General features: G+C 62.4%; 18 protein-coding genes. 7 read left to right on the top strand and 11 right to left on the bottom strand.

The genetic code is table 11. The features are described from left to right. Window positions 1–3: 3 nt before the first annotated feature. From D460_RS0103190 to ung, 4 genes are all read right to left on the bottom strand, one after another. Entirely contained in the window at window positions 4–1,857 is a 1,854-nt protein-coding gene (locus tag D460_RS0103190) for a Wzz/FepE/Etk N-terminal domain-containing protein (RefSeq protein WP_018897058.1), read from the bottom strand. A gap of 153 nt (window positions 1,858–2,010) precedes the next feature. Then, complete coding sequence (locus D460_RS0103185; RefSeq protein ID WP_018897057.1) at window positions 2,011–2,619, bottom strand: alpha/beta hydrolase; 609 nt, start codon at window positions 2,617–2,619, stop codon at window positions 2,011–2,013. 15 nt (window positions 2,620–2,634) lie between these two features. Further along, complete coding sequence (locus tag D460_RS0103180) at window positions 2,635–3,567, bottom strand: VOC family protein (protein ID WP_018897056.1); 933 nt, start codon at window positions 3,565–3,567, stop codon at window positions 2,635–2,637. A 139-nt stretch (window positions 3,568–3,706) separates the two neighbouring features. Continuing rightward, window positions 3,707–4,408 carry a uracil-DNA glycosylase gene (gene ung, locus D460_RS0103175; RefSeq protein ID WP_018897055.1) on the bottom strand — a complete coding sequence of 234 codons (702 nt, stop codon included), beginning with the start codon at window positions 4,406–4,408 and terminating at the stop codon, window positions 3,707–3,709. Window positions 4,409–4,569: 161 nt separating this feature from the next. Between ung and D460_RS0103170 the strand changes: the two genes are divergently transcribed. The 4 genes from D460_RS0103170 to D460_RS0103155 all read left to right on the top strand — a co-directional run bounded on the left by D460_RS0103170 (window position 4,570) and on the right by D460_RS0103155 (window position 9,909). Further along, entirely contained in the window at window positions 4,570–5,994 is a 1,425-nt protein-coding gene (locus D460_RS0103170; protein WP_018897054.1) for a phosphomannomutase, read from the top strand. 34 nt (window positions 5,995–6,028) lie between these two features. After that, entirely contained in the window at window positions 6,029–7,456 is a 1,428-nt protein-coding gene (locus tag D460_RS0103165) for a mannose-1-phosphate guanylyltransferase/mannose-6-phosphate isomerase (protein ID WP_018897053.1), read from the top strand. A gap of 97 nt (window positions 7,457–7,553) precedes the next feature. After that, window positions 7,554–8,867: a UDP-glucose/GDP-mannose dehydrogenase family protein gene (locus tag D460_RS0103160; RefSeq protein ID WP_018897052.1), complete on the top strand. Its 1,314-nt coding sequence runs from the start codon at window positions 7,554–7,556 to the stop codon at window positions 8,865–8,867. A 19-nt stretch (window positions 8,868–8,886) separates the two neighbouring features. Next, on the top strand, window positions 8,887–9,909 hold the full coding sequence (locus D460_RS0103155) for an NAD-dependent epimerase/dehydratase family protein (protein WP_026282740.1): 1,023 nt from the start codon (window positions 8,887–8,889) through the stop codon (window positions 9,907–9,909). Between the two features lie 3 nt (window positions 9,910–9,912). Here D460_RS0103155 and D460_RS0103150 read toward each other — a convergent pair whose 3' ends face one another. The 3 genes from D460_RS0103150 to denD form a co-directional block, all read right to left on the bottom strand. Further along, window positions 9,913–11,679 carry a GGDEF domain-containing phosphodiesterase gene (locus D460_RS0103150; RefSeq protein WP_196809315.1) on the bottom strand — a complete coding sequence of 589 codons (1,767 nt, stop codon included), beginning with the start codon at window positions 11,677–11,679 and terminating at the stop codon, window positions 9,913–9,915. A 173-nt stretch (window positions 11,680–11,852) separates the two neighbouring features. Beyond that, the gene (locus tag D460_RS0103145) at window positions 11,853–12,749 is read right to left on the bottom strand and encodes an NAD(P)-dependent oxidoreductase (protein WP_018897049.1); all 897 of its coding nucleotides are present in this window, start codon (window positions 12,747–12,749) and stop codon (window positions 11,853–11,855) included. After that, window positions 12,746–13,732 (bottom strand): D-erythronate dehydrogenase, encoded by a 987-nt coding sequence (gene denD / locus D460_RS0103140; protein WP_018897048.1) that lies wholly within the window; start codon window positions 13,730–13,732, stop codon window positions 12,746–12,748. Before denD ends, D460_RS0103145 begins: the two co-directional genes overlap by 4 nt. Before the next feature lie 176 nt (window positions 13,733–13,908). Between denD and D460_RS0103135 the strand changes: the two genes are divergently transcribed. Then, window positions 13,909–14,241, top strand: coding sequence for a DHCW motif cupin fold protein (locus D460_RS0103135; protein ID WP_018897047.1), 333 nt, complete (start codon window positions 13,909–13,911; stop codon window positions 14,239–14,241). Window positions 14,242–14,311: 70 nt separating this feature from the next. Here the strand turns inward: D460_RS0103135 and D460_RS0103130 are convergent, their stop codons facing one another. The 3 genes from D460_RS0103130 to D460_RS0103120 all read right to left on the bottom strand — a co-directional run bounded on the left by D460_RS0103130 (window position 14,312) and on the right by D460_RS0103120 (window position 19,797). Then, the gene (locus tag D460_RS0103130; RefSeq protein WP_018897046.1) at window positions 14,312–17,515 is read right to left on the bottom strand and encodes an efflux RND transporter permease subunit; all 3,204 of its coding nucleotides are present in this window, start codon (window positions 17,513–17,515) and stop codon (window positions 14,312–14,314) included. Between the two features lie 232 nt (window positions 17,516–17,747). Next, window positions 17,748–18,941 carry an efflux RND transporter periplasmic adaptor subunit gene (locus tag D460_RS0103125; RefSeq protein WP_018897045.1) on the bottom strand — a complete coding sequence of 398 codons (1,194 nt, stop codon included), beginning with the start codon at window positions 18,939–18,941 and terminating at the stop codon, window positions 17,748–17,750. 37 nt (window positions 18,942–18,978) lie between these two features. Further along, window positions 18,979–19,797 carry an alpha/beta hydrolase gene (locus D460_RS0103120; RefSeq protein ID WP_018897044.1) on the bottom strand — a complete coding sequence of 273 codons (819 nt, stop codon included), beginning with the start codon at window positions 19,795–19,797 and terminating at the stop codon, window positions 18,979–18,981. Window positions 19,798–19,978: 181 nt separating this feature from the next. Between D460_RS0103120 and D460_RS0103115 the strand changes: the two genes are divergently transcribed. Further along, on the top strand, window positions 19,979–20,890 hold the full coding sequence (locus D460_RS0103115) for a LysR family transcriptional regulator (RefSeq protein WP_018897043.1): 912 nt from the start codon (window positions 19,979–19,981) through the stop codon (window positions 20,888–20,890). Between the two features lie 331 nt (window positions 20,891–21,221). Here D460_RS0103115 and D460_RS0103110 read toward each other — a convergent pair whose 3' ends face one another. Beyond that, window positions 21,222–21,962 (bottom strand): SDR family oxidoreductase, encoded by a 741-nt coding sequence (locus D460_RS0103110; RefSeq protein WP_026282738.1) that lies wholly within the window; start codon window positions 21,960–21,962, stop codon window positions 21,222–21,224. A 118-nt stretch (window positions 21,963–22,080) separates the two neighbouring features. On the opposite strand from D460_RS0103110, the gene D460_RS0103105 reads away from it, so the two are divergent. Further along, window positions 22,081–22,971 (top strand): LysR family transcriptional regulator, encoded by an 891-nt coding sequence (locus D460_RS0103105; RefSeq protein ID WP_018897041.1) that lies wholly within the window; start codon window positions 22,081–22,083, stop codon window positions 22,969–22,971. Window positions 22,972–23,002 lie beyond the last annotated feature (31 nt).

The raw sequence follows: 23,002 nt of genomic DNA, 5'->3' as shown, positions 1-23,002 counted from the left end.
CCCCTACCCAGCATAGGCCGTGCGCCAAAGCGGCTTGGCCTTGAAGCTGAACCAATGGCGCTGGTCCTGCCCGTTCAGCACCGCGATCACAGGCGTACCGCCGCCGACATTCCCCTTCAGCGCCGCCACCGCCTTGCGAGCGACGTTCTGCGGCGTCCGCGCCCAGCGCACCACAAAGAGCGCGACGTCGCAGAGCCTCGCCAGATAGAGCGCATCCACCGCCGCCTCGACCGGCGGCGTGTCGATGACGACGTAGTCGAAATGCAGCCGCGCCCGAGCGAGAAGCGCTCGCACCCGCGCACTCATCAGCAGCTCGTCGGTGGCAAACTCCGCCGGCCGAGCGCCCAGTATGACGGAGAGGTTCGTGGCGTGGTCGACGGCCACCATGCTGGCGAGCCCCGGATCGGCCTCGCCGCGCAGCAGATTGACGAAGGCCGGTGTCGGCTCGCGATCGACATGACGGTGAATGCTGGGCTTCCGGAGATCGCAGTCGATGAGCAACGTGCGCTTGCCCGCAAGCGCATAGGTCCGCGCCAGCGCTGTGGCGAGCGTCGATTTCCCCTCCCCCGGAAGACTGGAGGACACCATGATGACGATGCCCTCCTCGCGGGCATCCTCCGTCACAGCATGCCGGCTGAGAAGCGCCTGCTCGACCGATACCCGGATGCGCCGGATAGATTCCGAAAAGACCGAGAGCGGCGCCGTCATGATCCGGTCGGAGAGCCCGCGCCCATGCGGCCGCTCCAGCTCGCCGCCCTCCTCATGCGGCACCACCGAGGCCAGCTGGATGTTCAGCACCGCCTCGACCTGATCCTCCCCGGTAAATCCGCCAACGAAGAACTCCCGCAGGAAACCCGCCCCGATACCGAGCCCAAGCGCGACAAGGCTCATGACGGCAAGGATCGCAGCAACCCTCGGATAGGACGGCTCGATCGGTGGCAATGCCTCCGAAATCACCCGGCTGTCGGCCAGTTGCAGGCTGGCCTGCGCCTCGAAATCCTGCAGTCGGGTGAGCAGGTTTTGATATTGCGCCCGCGCGATCTCAGCCGATTGCTGCAGGCTGTAGAATTGCGTCAACGTCTCGGAGGGTGTGGACAGCTGCGGCGTGCTTGTGGGCAGCGTGGCTGGCTTATTGAGTTGCGCATCGGCGACGCGTAGGGCCATGTTGGCGTTCGTGAAGGCATCGCGCATCCCGGCATTGGCGGCAAGGAAGCCATCCAGCCGCCCTTCGTGGCTTGCAAGACTGTCCTTGGCGGCACTCACCCGTGCCTGCAGGCTGTTGCGTGCCGCGATCGTGCTCGCCACCTTGGCGGCGATCTGATGCCTGATGTAAACCGACGCCACCCGATTGGCGAGAAGCGCGGCCTTCCCGGCATCCTGCGATGTGACGCCAATGGTGATGAGATAGGTCAGCCCCTCGCGACGAACGCGGACCGCCTCCTTGAACGAGGCCAGCGTCTCGCGCTCGGCGTCATCGGTGGTGTGAGAGGATGCGCCGCCGAAGCGAGCCAAGGTGCCGACAAAGCCGAGATAGCCCGATCGAGGTCTAAACTCCGGGTCATCAACGAGCTTGCCCTCGCGCACGACGTCGAGGAGCACCGCATCGGACTGCGCGATCCGCACCTCACCCTCCACCCGCGCGTTATCGGAAGCACTGGCAATGACCGCGCTATCCGGCGCCAGCAGGTTCTTGGCGCTGGTATCGACCACGACAAGCGCCTGCGCCGTATATCGCGGCGTCAACAAGATCAAGACGATAGCAGTGAGCGAGAGAATGGCTGCCGCAGTGGCCAAGACCACCCATATCTGGCGACGGAGAAGGCCCAAGATCATCCTGAGGTCGGCAATATCGCTCATACGAATGATATCCTCGGAAAATGAAACCCTATACCCGCTCCAGTATTTATGATGAAAAATTACCACAGAAGATTGAAGACATGACCCTAGATCAAAGTGGTAACCGCCGGAAGCCATCGGGCAGGCCCCGAAAGGCCTGCCCGATGATGTGTCTTATCTGTACGGCTCGAAGAATGCCTTGATCGCATCGACTTCGTTCGGCCGGATCTCGTGCCCGCCCGGATGCCATACAGTCGTCACATCAGCATTCTGGCGTTCGTAGTAATCAGCCAAAGCCTTCGTGACCGGCACGGGGCTGATCGGATCGCGTTCGCCGGCGGTGATCAGCACCTTGCGACCCGCCAGACCTGCGTTGGCCTTCGGCTGGAAGGGAATGAGCGGGTGCATCAGCGCCGACGCATCGAAAAGCCCCCTCTCGATCAGCACGTTGGCGAGAATATTGGCGCCATTCGAAAAGCCCAGTCCGAGGATCGCCGAAGCCTGGTGCTCCCTTGCGAGCTCGCTGACGTAACCCGCCATCTTGTCGGTCGCCCGCGCCAGATCGGCCATGTCGTAAACGCCCTCGCCGGTGCGCTTGAAGAAGCGCGCGGCGCCGTATTCCGACACATCCCCACGCGGCGAGACAATGGTTGCCTCGGGCAGAAGCTGCCGCGCGAAGTCGAAGAACTGGTTCTCGTCTCCGCCCGTCCCATGCAGGGTGAAAAGAATAGGCTTGCCCGCGGCACCGGCCTGCAGCCGGTGCACATATCCATGATCGGTCATATCGATATCCCTAGCTTATGCTTCCAGCGGTTCGAGGTGCTGTTCGAGCAGCGAGCGCAGATGCTCGTGCTGCGTCGGCAGCTTCAGCGCTTCGCCGAGATGCGCCGTATCCTCGTCCCGGTCGAAGCCCGGTTCGTTGGTGGCGATTTCAAACAGCACACCGCCTGGCGTGCGGAAATAGATCGCCCAGAAGTAATCGCGGTCGATAACCGGCGTCACCTGGTATCCGGTGTCCATCAGGGCCTTTCGGACCTCCAGCTGCTTTGCACGGTTTTCGACGGCGAAAGCGACGTGATGCACCGAGCCTGCACCCGGAAGCGCCCGCGAGATGTTCGGCATCGTCTCAAGATCGATCAGATGCGCGCCGTTGCCGCCTGGGATGGTCAGGCGCTTGACGCCGTCGCGCTCGTCCTGGACCTGATAGCCCATGAACTTCAAGAGTTCCGATGTCGCGCCGTCATCGCGCAGCCGCATGGCGACCGAGTGGAAACCGCGGATCGCATGATCCTGATCAACACCGCCATGCGTCCAGGGCAGACGGTTGTCGTCCTTGACCTCGACAAGCGCGAAGCCGTCGCCATCGGGACCGGCAAAGTTCAGCCGCTTCTCGCCGAATGTCTCTTCGGTCTTCAGACCGGTCACATTCAGTTTGGCGAGACGATCGCTCCAGAAGCCGATCGAACCCTCGGGAATGGAATAGACCGTCGTTCCGACTTCGCCGGTGCCGGGACGGCCCTGCGCCATCTTCGGGAACGGGAAGTAGGTCATGATCGTGCCCGGCGCGCCGTTCTCGTCGCCATAATAGAGGTGGTAGACGTCAGGAGCGTCGAAGTTGACGGTCTTCTTGACGCGGCGCAGACCGAGCGCGTGAGTGAAGAACTGATTGTTCGTCTGGGCGTTCGCAGCCATCGACGTAACGTGGTGAAGACCCTTGATCTGGTCGAGCATTTGAGACCCCTTTCTGGCCCGCCTGGCGGGCTGTTTGATGGGTCATAGATGATCTTTATCAGCGCGTTGGAATAGTCCCACTCACCGGAACGCATTGTCTACTTTTAGTGAACGACGAACACATGTCGTTCATCACAAGCTATTCATCGGCAGGATTCTCGGGAAGTTGCCAATCGATCGGCGAACGGCCACGCTCCTCGAGAAAGGCGTTCGCCTTGGAGAAGTGATGGCAGCCGAAAAAGCCGTTATGCGCCGAAAGCGGCGATGGATGCGGCGATTTGAGAACGAGATGCCTGGATGTATCGACGAACGCCGCCTTGCGCTGCGCATAGGCGCCCCACAAGATGAAGACCACGGCATCGCATTCATCGTTGACCTTGCGGATAACGGCATCGGTAAAGGTCTCCCACCCTTTGCCCTGGTGCGACGCCGCCTGCGCCTCCTCGACCGTCAGCACGCTGTTCAAAAGCAGAACGCCCTGCCGCGCCCAATGTTCGAGAAAGCCGTGACGCGCCGGCATAATACCGAGATCGGCCTGCAACTCCTTGTAGATATTGACCAGCGACGGCGGAATTCTAATGCCCGGCTGTACGCTGAAACACAGGCCATGCGCCTGACCCGCGCCGTGATAGGGGTCCTGTCCGAGGATCACGACCTTCACATCTTTAAGCGGCGTCAGGTCCAAAGCCCTGAAATATTCCGATCCCTTAGGAAAAATCCGTTTCCCCATCTGCTTTCGCTCGATAAGGAAGCTTCTCAGCCTTTGCATGTAGGGCTGCTCGAACTCGGTGGACAAGGCGCTCTTCCAGCTGTCTTCGAGTGCGATGGTCTGTTCATTCATGCAATTGCCTCCACCGGCTCGCCAAAAGCGAGCGACTAACTTGCGTCGAAAAGGGATTTGGCGGACATTTTACCGGTCGCCGGCCATCAAAGTTTACGAACTTTGCGTAATCTGCTTTCAAAGCGTGGACGATTTCAAGCGTTGCCGAGGGCTTATTCAGAATGAAATTTGGGACAAGCGGGCTTCGCGGCCTTTCCGAGGATCTGAAAGGCCGGGCTTCGGCGCTCTATGCGACGGCCTTTGGCCGCTATCTGCTTGAAAGCGGGCGGGCGAAGGCCGGAGACCCGATCCTCGTCGGCCGCGACTTTCGTGATTCCAGCCCTGAGATATCAGCCGACTGCATCAAGGCGCTCGGCAAACTCGGCTTTGCGATGATCGACTGCGGCACGGTCCCGACGCCAGCGCTGGCTCTCTACGGCCTGCATCTCGGCGCCGCCTCGCTGATGATCACCGGCTCGCACATCCCCGCCGATCGCAATGGTATCAAGTTCTATCGGCCGGATGGCGAGATCGACAAGGCCGATGAAGCCGCGATCACGGCAGCGGCAACCGATCTCGACCGCACCGGCTTCGATTGGCCGCTGGATGACCGGCAGGCCGAGGATCGGTCGAGCGCATGCCTCGACCTGTTCACGAAGCGCAACGCCAGCCTGCTGCCCGCCAATGCACTTGCTGGCCTGAAAGTCGGCGTCTACCAGCACAGCACCGTCGCGCGCGATCTCATGGTCAACCTGCTCGAGCACTTCGGCGCTCAAGTCACGGCTTTCGCGCGCTCCGAACACTTCATTCCCGTCGACACCGAAGCCGTCTCGGAAGAGACCGTTGCACTGCTGAAGCAGGCGGCACGCGACCACGGCCTCGACGCCATCGTGTCTGCCGATGGCGATGGCGACCGGCCGTTGGTCACCGATGAGACCGGCACCCCGCTGCGCGGCGACCTGCTTGGCCTGATCGCCGCCAACTTCCTTGGCGCGGACGCCGTGGTGACACCGGTGACCTCCAACTCCGGCATCGAAGCATCGGGATCGTTCAACGTCATCCGCACCCGCGTCGGATCGCCGTTCGTGATCTCAGGCATGCAGGAGGCGCTGGCATCCGGCAAGACCGGCGTCGTCGGCTTCGAGGCCAATGGCGGCACGCTGGTGGCAAGCGATTTCGAGCTCGATGGCACCACGCTGCTGGCCTTGCCGACCCGCGATTGCTTCCTGCCGGTGCTGGCGACGCTGGCACAGGCCGCGGCAAACAAGCGCCCCCTGTCGGTCGTCGCATCCGGCTACGCGCTCCCCTTCGCCGCCGCCGACCGGCTTGAGAACTTCCCGGTCGAGACCAGCGCCAAGCTGATGGCCCATCTGCGCGCGAGCCCGGCCAATCTCTCCGACTTCCTGCAGCCGATCGGCCAAGTCGACAGCATCAGCGACATCGACGGCCTGCGCGTGACGCTTGCCGACAAGCGCATCATCCATTTCCGCCCATCGGGCAATGCGCCGGAAATGCGCTGCTACGTGGAAGCGGAGACGGAGAGCGCGGCCGCCAACCTTCTTGCAGCCGGCCTCAAGCGCATCCGCATTTGGGCAACCACAAACTGATCAGCGATTAAAGACCATTCGAGGACACATCCAGATGACGCAGAAGATCGTTCCAGTAATCATGGCAGGCGGCAAGGGCACCCGCCTGTGGCCGCTGTCGCGCGCCACGGCCCCCAAGCAGTTCATCCGCTTCATCGGCGATACCACCCTTTTTCAGGAAACATTGCTGCGCGTTTCCGATAAGACGCTCTATGAGCCAGCGATCGTCATCACCAACGAGGAGTTCCGCTTCCTCATCGCCGAACAGGCTCGTGAACTCGATATCTCGCTGTCGAGCATCCTTCTGGAGCCGATGGCCCGCAACACGGGCGCTGCCGTTGCCGCAGCCGGCGCGCTCGTGCGCGACCGCTTCGGCGAAAGCGCGATCATGCATGTGCTGGCCTCCGACCACGAGATCGACGCCGACCAGGTCTATTTCGACGCGGTGCGCGCAGCGATCGCCGCCGCATCCGCAGGCAAGCTCGTCACCTTCGGCATCAAGCCGACGGGACCGGCAACCGGCTATGGCTATATCGAAGGCGGCGAAGCGCTGCCAAGCGGGGCGCTTTCCGTCAAGCGCTTCATCGAGAAGCCGCCGATTGAAAAAGCCGAGGAGATGCTTGCATCGGGCGGCTTCTACTGGAACTCCGGCATGTTCATGTTCCCCGTTTCCACACTTCTGAACGAGATGACGGCTTTCGCCCCAGCAGTCCTCAGAGCCGCCAGCGAAGCTGCCATCAAGGGCGTCAAGGATCTCGACTTTATCCGCCTCGACAAGGCGGCCTTTGCCGAAAGCCCCGATATCTCCATCGACTACGCAGTCATGGAAAAGACCAAGAACGCAGCCGTCGTTCCCTCTCCCTTCCAATGGTCGGATCTCGGCAGCTGGGATGCGATCTGGAAGAGCGGCAATCCTGACGAAAAGGGCAATGTCGCCGCCGAAAACACCACTGTCGTCAACACCCGCAACTCGCTGGTCATGACCCATGGCGTGCATCTCGCGGTCAACGGCATGGACGATGTCGCCGTCATCGCCAGCGAAGATGCTGTCTATGTCGGCCACCTCAAGGACAGCCAGGACGTCGGCGCCATCGTCAAGATGCTGGCCTCCAAGCCGGCGACATCAAAGCTCACCGAGACGCACCCGACCTCCTACCGTCCCTGGGGCGGCTACACATCGATCTTCAACGGCGACCGCTTCCAGGTGAAGCGCATCTTCGTCACCCCGGGCAAGAAGCTGTCGCTGCAGAAGCACCACCACCGCTCCGAGCACTGGATCGTCGTCAAGGGCACGGCGGAAGTGACGATCGGCGAGAACCTGCAGATGCTGCGCGAAAACGAATCGGTCTACATACCCCTTGGCGAAGTCCATCGCTTGGCCAATCCGGGCAAGATCCTGCTTGAGCTGATCGAAGTCCAGACCGGCTCCTATCTCGGCGAAGACGACATCATCCGTATCGTCGATGAGTTCGGCCGCAACTGACCTCTTGGTTGTCTTGAACTTATAAAATTACCTCTGTAACACCATCATGGCCTTGCCATCAGGCAGGGCTGTGATCGGCGTTTGAGGAAGAACTTTCATGCGTATTGTGATGATCGGCTCGGGCTATGTCGGCCTCGTCTCGGGAGCCTGCCTGGCGGATTTCGGCCATCATATCACCTGTGTCGACAAGTCGGCGGCCAAGATCGATGCGCTCGAAGCTGGCCAAGTACCGATCTTCGAACCCGGCCTCGACACGATCATCGCGCAAAATCGAGCCGCCGGGCGCCTGGATTTCTCCAAGGATCTCGCCGCACCAGTAGCCTCCGCCGACGTCGTCTTCATCGCGGTCGGCACGCCCTCGCGTCGTGGCGACGGCCATGCGGACCTCAGTTACGTCTATGCCGCCGCGCGTGAAATTGCCGCGTCCGTCGAAGGCTTCACCGTCGTCGTGACCAAGTCGACGGTTCCCGTCGGCACCGGCGACGAGCTTGAGCGCATCTTCCGCGAAGAGTTCCCCGACAAGGACATCGAGGTCGTGTCGAACCCGGAATTCCTGCGCGAAGGTGCCGCCATCACCGACTTCAAGCGCCCCGACCGCATCGTGCTCGGCACCGAGGAGCCGCGCGCCATCGAGGTCATGCGCGAAGTCTACCGCCCGCTCTACCTCAACGAAGCCCCGCTCTATTTCTGCGAACGCCGCACCTCCGAGCTGATCAAGTACGCGGCCAACGCGTTTCTCGCCATGAAGATCACCTTCATCAACGAGATCGCCGATCTCTGCGAGCAGATCGGCGCCGACGTGCAGAAGGTCGCCAAGGGCATCGGCATGGACAAGCGCATTGGCGACAAGTTCCTGCATGCCGGCCCCGGCTATGGCGGCTCGTGCTTCCCCAAGGACACGCTGGCGCTGGTCAAGACCGCGCAGGATCATGACAGCCCGATGCGGCTGATCGAGACCACCGTCGCCATCAACGACAACCGCAAACGCGCCATGGGCCGCAAGGTGGTCGCCGCCTGCGACGGCAATGTGCGCGGCAAGAAGATCGCCATCCTCGGCCTGACCTTCAAGCCGAACACCGACGACATGCGCGACGCGCCCTCGATCACCATCATCCAGGCGCTGCTCGACGGTGGTGCCACGGTCCACGTCTATGATCCCGAGGGGATGGATGCGGCGAAGGAGCTGCTCGGACCGGTCGTCTACGGCAAGGATCCCTATGAGATCGCCGAGGGCGCCGATGCGCTGGTGCTGGTCACCGAATGGGAGGAATTCCGCGCGCTCGACTTCAAGCGGCTGAAGACCCTGGTCAAGACGCCGGTGCTGGTCGATCTGCGCAACATCTATCCGATCGCCGAAGTCACCAGGCACGGCTTCAGCTACTTCGCGGTCGGCAAGAAGAGCAAGGCATAACCAACAGCAGGGCATGAGCATGCGGTATTTCATCACCGGAACGGCCGGTTTCATCGGCTTCCATCTCGCGCGCCGGCTGCTGCAGGACGGCTACGAGGTCACCGGCTTCGATGGCATGACGCATTATTACAACATCAAGCTCAAGCATATGCGCAACGCCGCGCTTGCCCAGTTCCCGGCCTTCACGCCGGTGACGGCGATGCTGGAGGATCGCGTAGCACTCGAACAGGCGGTCGCGGTCGCCAAGCCCGACGTGATGATCCATCTCGCCGCTCAGGCCGGCGTGCGCTACAGCAACGAGAACCCTGAGGCCTATCTCAACTCGAACCTCATCGGCTCGTGGAACATCCTGGAGATCGCAAAGAACACCGGCGTCTCCCATCTGATGCTAGCCTCGACCTCATCGATCTACGGCGCCAACCCGACCGTTCCCTTCCATGAGACCGACCGCGCCGACGAACCGCTCACCTTCTACGCCGCGACCAAGAAGTCGATGGAGCTGATGGCGCACAGCTACGCCCATCTCCACAAGATCCCGACCACCGCCTTCCGCTTCTTCACCGTCTACGGTCCCTGGGGCCGGCCTGATATGGCGCTCTTCAAGTTCGTCAAGAACATGCTGGAGGGCCAGCCGATCGAGATCTACGGCGAAGGCAAGATGAGCCGGGACTTCACCTATATCGACGATCTCGTGGAATCGGTCGTGCGCCTCTCGACCGTCATGCCCGCCGAGAGCAATCGCGTCGCATCGGAGAAGGTCGAGACGCTGTCGCATCAGGCGCCGTTCCGCATCGTCAACATCGGCGGCGGCCAGCCGATCAGCCTGCTCGACTTCGTCGATACGGTGGAAAAAGCCCTCGGCCATCCGGCCAAGCGCGTCATGCTGCCGATGCAGCAAGGTGACGTACCGCGCACCTACGCCAGCCCGGATCTCCTGCAGGCGCTTACCGGCTACACGCCGAGCACCTCGCTCGAACAGGGTGTGGCGGCTTTCGTGGAGTGGTATCTCGAAGCGCGCGGCGAACTCGACACCGCCGCCTGATCCTCAGCTCGCGACCAGCGCCAAGAACTTGCGGTCGATCTCGGCAGCCGGCGCGGGCCTGCTCAGCGCAAACCCTTGCAGCGCATCGCAGCCGAGCTTGGCCAACGTCGCGGCATGCCGCTCGGTCTCGACGCCCTCGGCGATCACCTTGACGCCGAGCGCCTTGGCAATCTCGATGATCGACTTCACCACCCGTCGCTGTTCGTCGGACGTATCGATCGCATCCACAAGCTGGCGGTCGATCTTCAGCCGCGTCGGGCGCAGCCTGACGAGGCCGATCAGCGAGGCATGACCGGAGCCGAAATCGTCGATCTCGATCTCGATGCCCATCAGCTTGATCCGGTCGACGCTCTGCATCATCTCGTCGTCGCAGTCGTCGAGGAAGATCGTCTCGATCAACTCGAAGACGATCGAATTGTCAGGGATATCAAGCGCTTCCAGATCGCTGATCAGCAGCGGATCGTAAAGCCGCTGGCCGGAGATGTTCACCGAAATCCTCGGCACATCGAAGCCATGCTGCTCCCATTCGCGCCGGTCCCTCAGAACGTGCCGGAGGATCGATGCGTCGATTTCGGCGGTCAGCCCATGCTCGTCGGCAACCTTCAGGAAATCCGCCGGCGCCAGAATGCCTCGCTCCCTGTGCCGCCAGCGCGCCAGTGCTTCGAGCCCGACGATCTCCCGCGTCCGGGCGTCGAATTGCAGCTGGTAATAGGGAACGATTTCGCCCGCCGTCAGCGCCAGCTTGAGCTCCTCGGCGATCCGCCGCTTGCCCATCAGCTCGTCCTTCAGCCGCTGCGTGAAGAACTCGATGCGGTCGCGCCCGCCGCTTTTGGCCGCATAAAGCGCCATGTCGGATTCGGCCAGAAGATTGGTATCGCCACGATCCGCCGACCATGAAATGCCGATCGAACTGCCCGATTGCAGCATCTCGTGGCCGAAGCGGATCTTCTTGCGCAACCGCTTCTGCACACGGCGCGCAATCTCTCGCAATTCGTCCATGCTCTCGAAGTTGACGAGCACGATGACGAATTCGTCGCCGCCGATGCGCGCCGCCATCCCGGTTTCCGGCAGCACAGCGGCGATCCGCAAGGCGGCCGCACGCAGCACGGCGTCGCCGGCGGCGTGGCCGTAGCTGTCATTGATCTGCTTGAACTCGTCGAGGTCGAGATGCAGCACCGCCAGCGTCGAGACACTTTCGTCTTCGGCGAGTTCGGCGATCCGCTTGTCGAAGAAGCGCCGGTTCGGCAGGCTGGTCAGGTAATCGTGCTCGGCCGCATGCTCGATGAGCGCCGTGCTCTCCTCGAGCGCCAGCGCACGGGCCTCGGCCACCTCGCGCTGCCGTGCCGCCTCGGCGTTGAGAAGCACGTCGGCGGTCACATCCCACTCCGCGCCAATGAACGACGGCGCTCCCTCCTCGCTCACATAGAAATGCGCACGCGAGCGGATATAGCGGATCTCGCCATTCGGCCAGATGATCCGGAACTCCGAATTATACTGGCCGCGCTTGGCGATGGCGTCATTGAATTCCTGGGTGGCACGCGCGCGATCATCGGGATGGATGGCATTCGACCAGATCGACGTCGGCACGGGCCCGCTGCGCTGGCCGGTCTGGTAGAGGCGATGCATCTGCACGTCCCAGGAGATCTCGTTTGATCGCAGATCATGCTCCCAGACACCGATCTGCGACGCATCGAGCGCAAGCTCCAAACGCCGTAGAAGATCTTGAAACTCCCGCTCCGAGCGTATGGAGTTCTTAGATGCCAAAGCCATTCATGCCTCACGCCACGTCAAAGCGAAATCCATCCCCGCTGCCCGCCAGCAACCACAATCACCTACCAGTGATTGCCAAGTGTGACATTAATTAGAACACCCTAAAAATCTATCAATGATTGCATGCCGGCGCGCCGGCACTATTTATTGTTCGTCAGGGACCGTACCGACCATCAGGATTTTCGGCCTCCACGGCCAGCCTTTCGCTCCAGATGCAGCAGCAATCCGCTGTGATCCGTATCGCCATTGCCATCCTCGACGAACGCGGCGAACTCGGCGCGCACGGCCTCGGTCAGAGGCAAGGTCAGCGCCAGGCTTTTCGCCTCGGCGGCGATATTGTTGAGATCCTTCAGCTGCAGCCTCGAAGGGCCGGCGCCGCCGAAATTGCGCTCCACCATACGTTGACCGTGAATCTCAAGAATTCGGCTCTCGGCAAAGCCGCCCCGGATCGCCCGGCGAAACGCTTCCGCCGACCCGCCACCGGCCTCGACCAGCATCATCGCCTCGGCCACAGCGCCGATGGTGATCGCCACGATCTGCTGGTTGCCGAGCTTGGCGAGCTGGCCGGTGCCGCTTGGCCCCACATGCGTCACCCGGCCGAGCGCGGAAAACACGTCGCTCAGCGCATCGACGACGTCGGCGCTGCCGCCCGCCATGATCGCAAGCGTACCTGCCGAAGCGCCGACGACACCACCGGAAACCGGCGCATCGAGATGGCGGACGCCGCGTTCGCCAAGCCTCGCCGCATGATCCCGCGCCGCCTCTGGCGTGATCGAGCTGCAATCGATGACGACCGCACCGGGCGCGAGCGCCTGTGCAACACCTTGCGAAAACAAGACGTCACCAACAGCATTGCCATCGCTGAGCATGGTGAAGACGACCGACGCCCCCTCAACGGCCAAAGCCGCTGTCGTCGCAACTGCGGCGCCATCGGCCCTCAGCGCTTCGGCCTTGGCGATGTCGCGATTCCAGGCGGTAACGGCAAACCCGGCATCGAGCAGACGCCGCACCATCGGCGCGCCCATCAGTCCGGTGCCCAGAAACGCGATCGCCCGTTGTTGACTGCTCATCGGATACTGCCTTCCATTTCGTCTTCCATATGTACGCGAATAATCTCTTCGAAGCTCGTCTCCGCCACGAAGCCGAGGCGCGTCGCCCGCTCCGGCGCAAAGGCCCGCGCCCAGCCGCCGACGATCCGCATCACCAGCTCGTCCGGCTCACGCCGGATCAGCGCCACCGCCTTGTCGCCCGCGATCGCGCGCAAAGCCTCGATCTGCTCGCCGACCGAGGCGCTGACACCGGGCATGGTCAGGCTTCGCTGCGCGCCGAGCGGCTCGAGATCGATGCTGGCAGCGTGGATCAGAAAGCCAACCGCCGAGCGCGGCGACGCATGCCAGTGGCGAACCGTATCCGGCACCGGAAGGATTGCCGGCTGGCCCGCCAGCGGCTCGCGGATGATGCCGGAGAAGAAACCGGAGGCCGCCTTGTTCGGCTTGCCCGGCCGAACACAGATCGTCGGCAAGCGAATGCCGACACCATCGATGAAGCCGCGGCGCGTATAGTCGGCAAGCAAAAGCTCGCTCATCGCCTTCTGCGTGCCGTAGCTCGTCAGCGGCGTCAGGTTGAAATCGTCGGGGATCACATCTGGCATCGGCGCGCCAAAGACGGCGATGGAGGAGGTGAAGACCACGCAGGGGCGGTATCCATCCTGCAGATGCGCCAGACGGATCGCCTCGAACAGCGCCCGCGTCCCCTCGAGATTGATGCCGTAGCCCTTCTCGAAATCGAGCTCGGCTTCGGCCGAAACGATCGCCGCGAGGTGGAAGATGATATCCGGCCGCGACCCGACGATCAGCGCCGCCTGCCCCGGCTGCGAGATATCGGCCGCACTCGCATCCACCCGCCCGGCAAAGCCGACAGGTGCTGCCGGCTCCACGACATCGACCAGCGTCAGCCGCCCGATCGTCTGCCCAGACAGTTGCCCGTCGGACACCAGCCGTTCGGTGAGTTTGCGCCCGATCATGCCGGCAGCGCCGATGATAGCGATATGCATGGAACCTCCTCTCGTGACAGGCGGCGAAGCAGTAACCACCCGTATCCCCTGACAATTGATAGGGCCGCCCGCGCCGATGCAAGCTCAAAAAGCCATGCTGCATTGCAAACAAAATGCTGGACATATCGCGCCGGATCCGTGAACCCGAGCCGACGAAACGCATAAGGATACCCACGATGAAACTTCCCCCGCTCCCCTACACCTCGCTCGATTGGCATGCGCTGCCGGCCACCGAACACAAGGGCGAAACCGGAACGGCGACATGGAGAACGCTGAACAACGGCGATGTCCGCATGCGCATTGTCGAGCTCTCGCCGGGCTATCTGGCGGACCACTGGTGCGACCGCGGCCACATCGTCTACGTGCTGGAGGGAGAGGTGACCAGCGAGCTGAAGGACGGCCGCAGCTTCGTGATGAAGCCGGGAATGGGATACACGGTCTCAGACCACGGCGACGCCGCCCACCGATCCAGGACGACATCCGGCGCCAAGATGTTCATCATCGACTGACCGCTCCTTCAAACAAACAAAGGGCGGAACTCGCGTCCCGCCCTTTGCTCTATTTACCCGTATCGGAAGCCTATTCGGCCGCCATCCGGATGACCTCGGCCCCACCGTGGCCGTTATGATCGTCGTCCTTGTGCTGCACCAGCGGACGGTTGCCCGCCAGCTTGCGGATCAGCACGTAGAACACCGGCGTCATGAAGATGCCGAAGAAGGTGACGCCGATCATGCCGGAGAACACCGCCACGCCCATGGCGGCACGCATCTCGGCACCCGCACCGGTCGATACGACGAGCGGCACGACACCCATGATGAACGCCATCGACGTCATCAGGATCGGGCGCAGACGCAAGCGGCTGGCCTCGACCGCGGCCTGAACAGGCGTACGGCCTTCGAATTCCAGCTCGCGGGCGAATTCCACGATCAGGATTGCGTTCTTCGCCGAGAGACCGACAAGGACGATAAGGCCGATCTGCGTGAAGATGTTGTTGTCTCCACCGGTGAGCCAGACGCCCGTCAAGGCCGCCAGCACGCCCATCGGCACGATCATGATGATCGCGAGCGGCAGTGTCAGGCTTTCATACTGGGCAGCCAGCACGAGATAGACGAGCAGCAGCGCCAGCGGGAAGACGAGCACGCCCGAGCTGCCGGCCAGGATCTGCTGGTAGGTCAGATCCGTCCACTCGAAGCCGATGCCCTTCGGCAGCGTTTCGTCGGCGATCCGCTCGATGGCTGCCTGTGCCTGGCCGGACGAGAAGCCCGGTGCCGGACCGCCGTTGATATCGGCGGCAAGGAAGCCGTTGTAGCGGGTCGTGCGTTCCGGTCCCGTCGTGGCATCGACCTTCAGCAGTGCCGACAGCGGGATCATCTGCCCCGAAGCCGAGCGCACCTTCAGCTGACCGATATCATCGGCATGGGCGCGAAACTGTGCATCTGCCTGCACGCGGACGCTATAGGTGCGGCCGAATGCGTTGAAGTCGTTGACGTAGAGCGAACCGAGATAAATCTGCAGCGTTTCGAAGACATCGGTCACCGACACGCCGAGCTGTTCGGCCTTGGCGCGATCGAGGTCAGCATAGAGCTGCGGCACGTTGATCTGGTAGCTCGAGAAAAGGCCGGCCAGCTCAGGCGTCTGGTAAGCCTTGGCGAGGAAAGCCTTGGTCGCTTCGTCCAGCGCGTTGTAGCCCAGGCCCGCCCGGTCTTCGAGCTGCAGCTTGAAACCACCCGTCGTGCCCAGACCCTGGACCGGCGGCGGCGGGAACATTGCGATGAACGCATCCTGGATCGCGCCGAATTTCTGGTTGAGCGTCATGGCGATCGCTCCGCCTGAGAGATCGGGCGTCTTGCGCTCCTCGAAGGACTTCAGCTTGACGAAGACGACACCGGCGTTCGAGCCGTTGGTGAAGCCGTTGATCGACAGGCCGGGGAACGCGATGGCGTGTTCGACGCCGGGCGTTGCAAGGGCAATGTCGCTCATCCGCTTGATCACGTCTTCGGTGCGATCGAGGCTAGCGGCGTCGGGCAGCTGCGCGAAGCCGATCAGGTACTGTTTGTCCTGCGCCGGCACGAAGCCGCCGGGAACGGCGTTGAACAAGCCATAGGTCGCACCCGCAAGCGCCAGATAGATCACCATGACGATGCTCTTGCGCGACACCAGCCCGCCGACACCCTTACCATAGGCATTGGAGCTGGCGCTGAAGGCGCGGTTGAAGCCGCGGAAGAACCAGCCGAACACGAAGTCCATGCCGCGCGTCAGCCAATCCTTCGGCGCATGGTGACCCTTCAGGAGAAGGGCGGCCAGAGCCGGGGAAAGCGTCAGCGAGTTGATGGCGGAAATCACGGTCGAGATGGCGATCGTCAGCGCGAACTGGCGATAGAACTGGCCCGACAGACCGGTGATGAAGGCCAGCGGCACGAACACGGCCACCAGCACCAGCGCAATCGCAATGATCGGGCCGGACACTTCCTTCATGGCCTTGTAGGTGGCGTCGCGCGGCGACAGGCCGTTTTCGATATTGCGTTCGACGTTTTCGACAACGACGATCGCGTCGTCCACGACGATACCGATCGCAAGCACGAGGCCGAACAGGCTGAGCGCGTTGATCGAGAAGCCGAAGACATACATGACGGCGAAAGTACCGATGATCGAGACCGGAACCGCGATCAGCGGAATGATCGAGGCACGCCATGTCTGCAGGAACAGGATGACGACGATGACGACGAGCGCGATGGCTTCGAGCAGCGTGTCGACGACCTTCTCGATCGAAGCGCGGACGAACTGCGTGGTATCGTAGACGATCTCGTACTTCACGCCTTCAGGCATCGCCAGCTGCAGCTCGTCCATGGTCTTGATGACCTGGTCCGAGATGGTGATGGCGTTGGAGCCGGGCGCCTGGAACACGGGGATAGCCACCGCCGACTTGCTGTCGAGCAGCGAGCGCAAGGAGTAATCCGAGGCGCCGAGTTCGACGCGCGCGACATCGCGCAGACGCGTGATCTCGCCATTGGCGCCGCTCTTGACGATGATGTTGCCGAACTCCTCGGGCGTCTGCAGACGACCCTGGGCGTTGACGTTCAGCTGAATGTCGACACCCGTGAGGCTCGGCGACGCACCGATCGTGCCGGCAGCGGCCTGCACGTTCTGGGCGCGGATGGCATTGGTGATGTTGCTCGCCGCCAGATTATGCTCGGCTGCCTTCTGCGGATCGATCCAGACGCGCATCGAATAGTCGCCCGACCCGAAGATCTGCACCTGGCCGACGCCCTCGATGCGGGCAAGCCGATCCTTGACGTTCAAAACGCCATAGTTGCGCAGATAGGTGATGTCGTAGCGATTATCCGGCGATGTCAGGTTCACCACCATCATCAGGTCGGGAGAACTCTTGACTGTGGTGATGCCGAGCGCGCGCACCTCCGTCGGCAGGCGGGGCTCTGCTTGGCTGACGCGGTTCTGCACCAGCTGCTGCGCCTGGTCGGGATTGGTGCCGAGCTTGAAGGTCACCGTCAGCGTCATCACGCCGTCGGATGTCGCCTGGCTGGACATGTAGAGCATGCCCTCGACGCCGTTGATCTGCTCTTCGAGCGGCGTGGCGACGGTTTCGGCGATGACCTTCGGGTTGGCGCCGGGATAGGTGGCGCGCACGACGATCGATGGCGGAACGACTTCCGGGTATTCGGAAATCGGCAGCGATCGCATGCCGATCAGGCCGGCGACCACGATGAGGACCGATAGCACCCCGGCAAACACCGGGCGGTCGACAAAGAATCTGGAGATATTCATTTCAAAGCCCTCTCCGGGATGAAATTTGGGATGCAACGACCCTCTCCGGCGGTTGGGATACCGCCGGTAGGGGTAGAACTGGATGCTTAAAAGGCCCTCTCTGGCCTGCCGGCCATCTCCCCCACAAGGGGGGAGAAGACGTGTGGCACTGTCCTGCCAAATCCTGGCTTGGGCGGTGCGGCAGGCTTAGCCCCTCCCCCTTGTGGGGAGGGATTGGGGAGGGGTCTGCGTCTTACTTGGCCGCGACCTTTTCTTCCATCTGCGGTGCCACCACCGCGCCCGGACGAATGCGCTGCAGACCGTTGACGACGATCTTGTCGCCGACGGCAAGGCCGTTTTCGATCACGCGGTCGCCACCCTCGGCAATGCCGAGCTGGACCGGCCGGTAGCTCACCTTGTTCTCGCCATCGACCACGAAGACGAACTTCTTGTCCTGGTCGGTGCCGATCGCCCGTTCGCTGACAAGGATCTTGTTCTCTGCCTTCGGCTGGCCCATGCGAACCCGCACGAACTGGCCCGGGATCAGCTTGCCACCGGGATTGTCGAACACGGCGCGAACGCCGATCGTGCCGCTGGAGGCATCCACCTGGTTGTCGATCAGCTGCAGCTTGCCCTTGATCGGCGTGCCCTCATCGGCAAGCGTGCCGACTTCGACGGGGATCTGTTCAAGGGCCGGAACCGCGCCATCGGCGGCGGGAAGCTGGGCAAGCGCCTTGGCGACCATGCCTTCGCTGGCGCTGAAGCTGGCGTAGATGGGATCGACGGAGACGAGCGAGGCCAGCTCCGACGAGGTCGATCCGGCCGCGACCAGATTGCCGACAGTCACTTCGAGCTTGCCGACGCGACCGGCAACGGGTGCCTTGACCTCGGTATAACCAAGCTCGAGCTCAGCCGAGCGAAGTGCGGCCTGCGCGGTGCGAAGACCGGCCTGCGCTTCGGTGAATGCGTTCTGCCGCTGGTCGAGATCGCTCTGCGAAATCGTCCGGTTGTCGGAAAGCCTGCGGCCGCGATCAAGCTCGATCTGTGCGAGATTGACCTTGGCTTCGGCCGACGCAACCTGTCCTTCGGCCTGCGATACGGCTGCCTGGTAAGGTGCCGGATCGATGGTGAAGAGCAGATCGCCGGCCTTCACCAGCGCGCCTTCGCGGAAATGCACCGACTGCACGGCACCGGCGACACGCGAGCGGATCTGCACGCGATCGACGGCTTCGAGCCGGCCGGAAAACTGCTCCCATTCGGTGACGTCGCGGCTGGCGACGACAGCGACGGTAACGGGCACGGCCGGCGGAGCGGCCTGTGCCTCGGCGGTTGCGGCAGTCGCGGTGCCGCTCATCGGCAGTTCGAAAAACAGTGCTGCGGCTGAAACGGACGCAACAAGGCTCAGACCGGCGCCCACAAGGGCCCAGCGCTTCTTACTGGACGTCATTTGTATTCTCCTTACGGCCCCCACGGCCGAGTATTGATCAGGTCTTCAAAGGTACGGGTTGCCTTCGCATGTCACGAACGAAGCTTCCAAATTCTTGGGTGATGCTTTCGCGCCAACCCGGAGGCTTGTCGGACGTCCCGCCGTAAATCGAAGGCCAGCCTGCCCCGGCGGGAGAGACATGCTGACGAACTGGTACGCCGGCCTGTTTCAGGCGATCGGCGAACCCAAGCGTCTCATCACGAAGGGGATCGTCCTTCGCAGTGAAGATCAGTGCGGGCGCGACGCCCGAGATGCGTGAACAGAGGCACGGCGCCGCATAAGGATGGCATCCGCCGCCGCTGAGATAATGGCTCCAGCCCGCGGCCCAGCGCTCGCGCATGCCGATGCTGTCGGCTTCGCGCATCGAGGACGATCCCATGAACGGATCGACCAGCGGAGAAATGAGAACTTGGCCATCGAGGGCGTCGGCATAGTGATCGCGAGCCTTGAATGCCACGCTGGCGGCGATGTTGCCACCCGCTTCCTCGCCGGCAACCAGCAGCGCGGAGTTGCGGTCACCGAGACCGGAGGCGCGCTTGTTGGCCATGTAGGAAAACAGCGAGTAGCCGACTTCGAGAGGCTTCGGAAAAACCCCGCCCATGGGAGCGTTGTAATCCGCGACGACCACGATGGCGCCAGCGCGTGCGATCGCTTCGGCAACCGCATTGTCCTGCAGCCCCGAGGACTGGAACGCACCGCCGTGGAAGTACAACACGATCGGCGAACCCTTGCCGTATTCGGCGCCCTGATAGATACGCGTCGACACGGGGCCAATGGCCACCTTGTCAAACACCATGTCTTTCACTTGCACCGTCATCGTATCGATCCTTGCGTCGCGGGTGTAATGTTGCCGTTGCAACATATTGCCCAAGGCGACGGCTTGCAATTTCTGAAAAAAAGATATTGTTATTCCACTCACGGAATAAGAAGCCTCAATACGATTACACTGTTCCGGATTTCGAACAATACCGCACTGCAACCTACTCAGGTGAATTCCGATGGACCAGCTCTCGGCAATGCGCGCTTTCATTCGCGTCGTGGAGACAGGCAATTTCACACGGGCCGCCGACACGCTCTCGATGCCCAAGGCGACGGTGACCAACCTCATTCAAGGGCTTGAAGCGCATCTGCACACCAAGCTCCTCAACCGCACCACCCGCCGCGTCATGGTGACGACCGACGGCGCGCTCTATTACGAACGCGCGGCCCAGATCGTCTCCGAGATCGCCGAGCTCGATGGCAGCCTCACCAACTCGCAAGGGCTCCCGAACGGGCGCCTGCGCGTCGAGATGGCCGGCGCCTTCGCCGACTGGATCGTCGTGCCGGCGCTTTGCGATTTCTATCAGAAATATCCCGATATCCGCATCGACCTCGGCGTCGGCGACCGCACCGTGGATTATCTCGCCGAGAACGTCGACTGCGCGCTGCGCGCCGGCACCCCGGCCGACCAATCCTTGATTGCACGCCGCGTATCCGAGGTGGAGCTCATCACCTGCGCCTCACCGCTCTACCTCGAGAAGTACGGAGCACCGGCGAGACCGGAAGAGCTTGAAAACGATCACTATTCAGTCAACTATTTCCGCGCGCAGACCAACCGGACGCTTCCGTTCGAATTCCGCAAAGACAACGAGGAGTTGGAGATCAATCCGCGCTATCTCGTCTCGGTCAACGACAGCAGGACCTTCGTGACGGCAGCCACCTCGGGGCTCGGCATCGCGCAGTTACCGCACTTCATGATCCGCAATGAGTTGGAAAGTGGTGCGTTGGTTCAGGTGCTGCCGGAGTGGAACCGTGAGCCGCTCGGGCTCTACATCGTCTATCCCCCGAACCGCCACCTCAGCAACAAGGTCCGCGTCTTCGTCGACTGGATGGTCAAGCTTCTGACCGACGCCAAGCTGGATGCCCGCTGACAGAACTGCGGCCCGCGAGGCGTTTACCTTCAACGGGCCGCAACCATGTGTTTTGCCATTTCTTCTTTCACTCTCTGCCGGGTCACCAGGGAACAATGGCTCGGCAGTTATTGAGGTCTGATGCGTAGGATTGGAGGAGTCCCGCACATCCCTACATTGCTAATATAGACAATCATGATGCAAATGTAAGGGGATATTGCGACCCCGCCGCTTCAAGGCGGAGCCTATCCCTATCCCCTTGCAGACGCTGGCATTTTTTAGCGCTTAATATCCACAACAGCGACCCGCCGGAAGGAGAGCGGCCCAACTGCCGCCCTCCCCAAGACACAAATCAGATCATGCCGCCATTGGCGCGCAGCACCTGGCCGTTGATCCAGGAGCCATCGGGACCAACGAGGAACGAGACGGCCGCGGCAATATCCTCCGGCGTGCCCAACCGCTCCAGCGGATTCATCTTCGCCATCCGCGCCACCAGTTCCTCGGACTTGCCGTTGAGGAACAGATCGGTGGCCGTCGGCCCCGGCGCAATCGCGTTGATGGTGATATCGCGGCCGCGCATTTCCTTGGCCATGATCCCCGTCATCGTCTCGACGGCGGCCTTGGTCGCGGCATAGACACCATAGGTTTCGAGCTTCAGCCCGACCACCGACGTCGAGAAATTGACGATCCGGCCGCCATCGCGCATCCGCTTGCCGGCCTCGCGCAGCGTGTTGAACGTACCCTTGAGATTGACGTCCATGATGCGCTGGAAATGCGCGTCGTCGGCATCAGCGATCGAAGAAAGCGCCATGATCCCGGCATTATTAACAAGCACGTCGACGCCCCCGAAGGCCGCCTCGGCCGCGTCGAACATCCGCCGCACGGCCTCCGCATCGCTGACATCGGCCTTCGCCGTCAGCGCCTTGCCGCCGCGCTTTTCGATGGCAACAGCCAGCTCTTCGGCCGGCGCTGCGTTGCCGGAATAGTTGATCACGACGGTAAATCCGTCGCGTGCAAGCCGATCGGCAATTGCCGCACCGATGCCTCTGGAGGCGCCGGTCACGATCGCAACCCTGTTTTCCGAAACCGTCATTGTCGTTCTCCTTGCTTGGAAGCGCGATATCGCGCCGTTGGAGAGAAGATGCCGCTTTTCCTGCGGCGGATAATCATCCATTATCCGCCATCACTATCCGGATATAGCGAACAGATAGATGGACAGATTCGATGCCATGCGCGTCTTTTGCCGTATCGTCGAGCGCCGCAGCTTCACCGCCGCCGCCGAGGATACGGGCCTGCCGCGCTCGACAGTGACCGACGCGGTCAAGCAGCTTGAGGCGCGCCTCGGCGTGCGCCTGCTGCAGCGAACGACGCGCCACGTGAGCCCGACGCTCGACGGCGAGGCCTATTACCGCCGCTGCCTGTCGATTCTCTCGGACATCGAGGATGCCGAGGGCGCCTTCGCCGGTGCCAAACCGAAAGGCATGCTGCGCGTCGATGTGCATGGCACGCTGGCGCGCCATTTCGTGCTGCCCAACCTGCCGTCCTTTCTCGAAGCCTATCCCGATATCGAACTCTATATGAGCGAGGGCGACCGTCTCGTCGATCTCGTGCGCGAGGGCATCGACTGCGTGCTGCGGGTCGGCATCCCCGCCGATAGCGACATGGTCGCTCGCCGTGTGGCGATGCTGGAGGAAGTCACGCTCGCCTCGCCTTCCTACCTCGCCCGCTATGGAACGCCGGAGCATCCCGACCGGCTCGACGGACACCGCATGGTCGGCTTTCACTCCAGCGCCACCGGCGCGCTGGTGCCACTCGAATTCCTCGTCGGCGGCCAGATCCGCAACATCACCCTGCCCGCGACGCTATCAGTCAACGCCGCCGAAAGCTTCCACGCGGCAGCGCGCCTCGGCCTCGGCATCATCCAGGTTCCGCGCTATCACGCCCAGCGCTATATCGACAACGGCGAGCTCCAGCCTATCCTGCAAGACTATCCGCTGACGAAAACGCCCGTCTCGCTGCTCTATCCGCGAAACCGCCAGCTCTCGCCACGCGTCCGCGTCTTCATCGAATGGTTGACGAAGGTGTTCGCGAGGCAAACATAGGCATACGAGAAAGACGTCGGCAAACCCATCA

The organism is Rhizobium sp. 2MFCol3.1 (assembly GCF_000377565.1).
Lineage (GTDB): Bacteria > Pseudomonadota > Alphaproteobacteria > Rhizobiales > Rhizobiaceae > Rhizobium.
Note: the sequence above shows the minus strand (reverse complement) of the source record. Positions and strands in the feature narration are given on the sequence as shown.

What these genes read in the sequence shown, in the direction of transcription:
- D460_RS0103170 (WP_018897054.1), top strand. Translation starts at nt 4,570, where the DNA reads ATGAAATTTGGGACAAGCGGGCTTCGCGGCCTTTCCGAGGATCTGAAA.
- D460_RS0103125 (WP_018897045.1), bottom strand. Translation starts at nt 18,941, where the DNA reads ATGACGTCCAGTAAGAAGCGCTGGGCCCTTGTGGGCGCCGGTCTGAGC.
- D460_RS0103190 (WP_018897058.1), bottom strand. Translation starts at nt 1,857, where the DNA reads ATGAGCGATATTGCCGACCTCAGGATGATCTTGGGCCTTCTCCGTCGC.
- D460_RS0103145 (WP_018897049.1), bottom strand. Translation starts at nt 12,749, where the DNA reads ATGAGCAGTCAACAACGGGCGATCGCGTTTCTGGGCACCGGACTGATG.
- D460_RS0103115 (WP_018897043.1), top strand. Translation starts at nt 19,979, where the DNA reads ATGGACCAGCTCTCGGCAATGCGCGCTTTCATTCGCGTCGTGGAGACA.
- D460_RS0103135 (WP_018897047.1), top strand. Translation starts at nt 13,909, where the DNA reads ATGAAACTTCCCCCGCTCCCCTACACCTCGCTCGATTGGCATGCGCTG.
- D460_RS0103130 (WP_018897046.1), bottom strand. Translation starts at nt 17,515, where the DNA reads ATGAATATCTCCAGATTCTTTGTCGACCGCCCGGTGTTTGCCGGGGTG.
- ung (WP_018897055.1), bottom strand. Translation starts at nt 4,408, where the DNA reads ATGAATGAACAGACCATCGCACTCGAAGACAGCTGGAAGAGCGCCTTG.
- D460_RS0103155 (WP_026282740.1), top strand. Translation starts at nt 8,887, where the DNA reads ATGCGGTATTTCATCACCGGAACGGCCGGTTTCATCGGCTTCCATCTC.
- D460_RS0103165 (WP_018897053.1), top strand. Translation starts at nt 6,029, where the DNA reads ATGACGCAGAAGATCGTTCCAGTAATCATGGCAGGCGGCAAGGGCACC.
- denD (WP_018897048.1), bottom strand. Translation starts at nt 13,732, where the DNA reads ATGCATATCGCTATCATCGGCGCTGCCGGCATGATCGGGCGCAAACTC.
- D460_RS0103150 (WP_196809315.1), bottom strand. Translation starts at nt 11,679, where the DNA reads ATGGCTTTGGCATCTAAGAACTCCATACGCTCGGAGCGGGAGTTTCAA.
- D460_RS0103110 (WP_026282738.1), bottom strand. Translation starts at nt 21,962, where the DNA reads ATGACGGTTTCGGAAAACAGGGTTGCGATCGTGACCGGCGCCTCCAGA.
- D460_RS0103105 (WP_018897041.1), top strand. Translation starts at nt 22,081, where the DNA reads ATGGACAGATTCGATGCCATGCGCGTCTTTTGCCGTATCGTCGAGCGC.
- D460_RS0103160 (WP_018897052.1), top strand. Translation starts at nt 7,554, where the DNA reads ATGCGTATTGTGATGATCGGCTCGGGCTATGTCGGCCTCGTCTCGGGA.
- D460_RS0103180 (WP_018897056.1), bottom strand. Translation starts at nt 3,567, where the DNA reads ATGCTCGACCAGATCAAGGGTCTTCACCACGTTACGTCGATGGCTGCG.
- D460_RS0103185 (WP_018897057.1), bottom strand. Translation starts at nt 2,619, where the DNA reads ATGACCGATCATGGATATGTGCACCGGCTGCAGGCCGGTGCCGCGGGC.
- D460_RS0103120 (WP_018897044.1), bottom strand. Translation starts at nt 19,797, where the DNA reads ATGACGGTGCAAGTGAAAGACATGGTGTTTGACAAGGTGGCCATTGGC.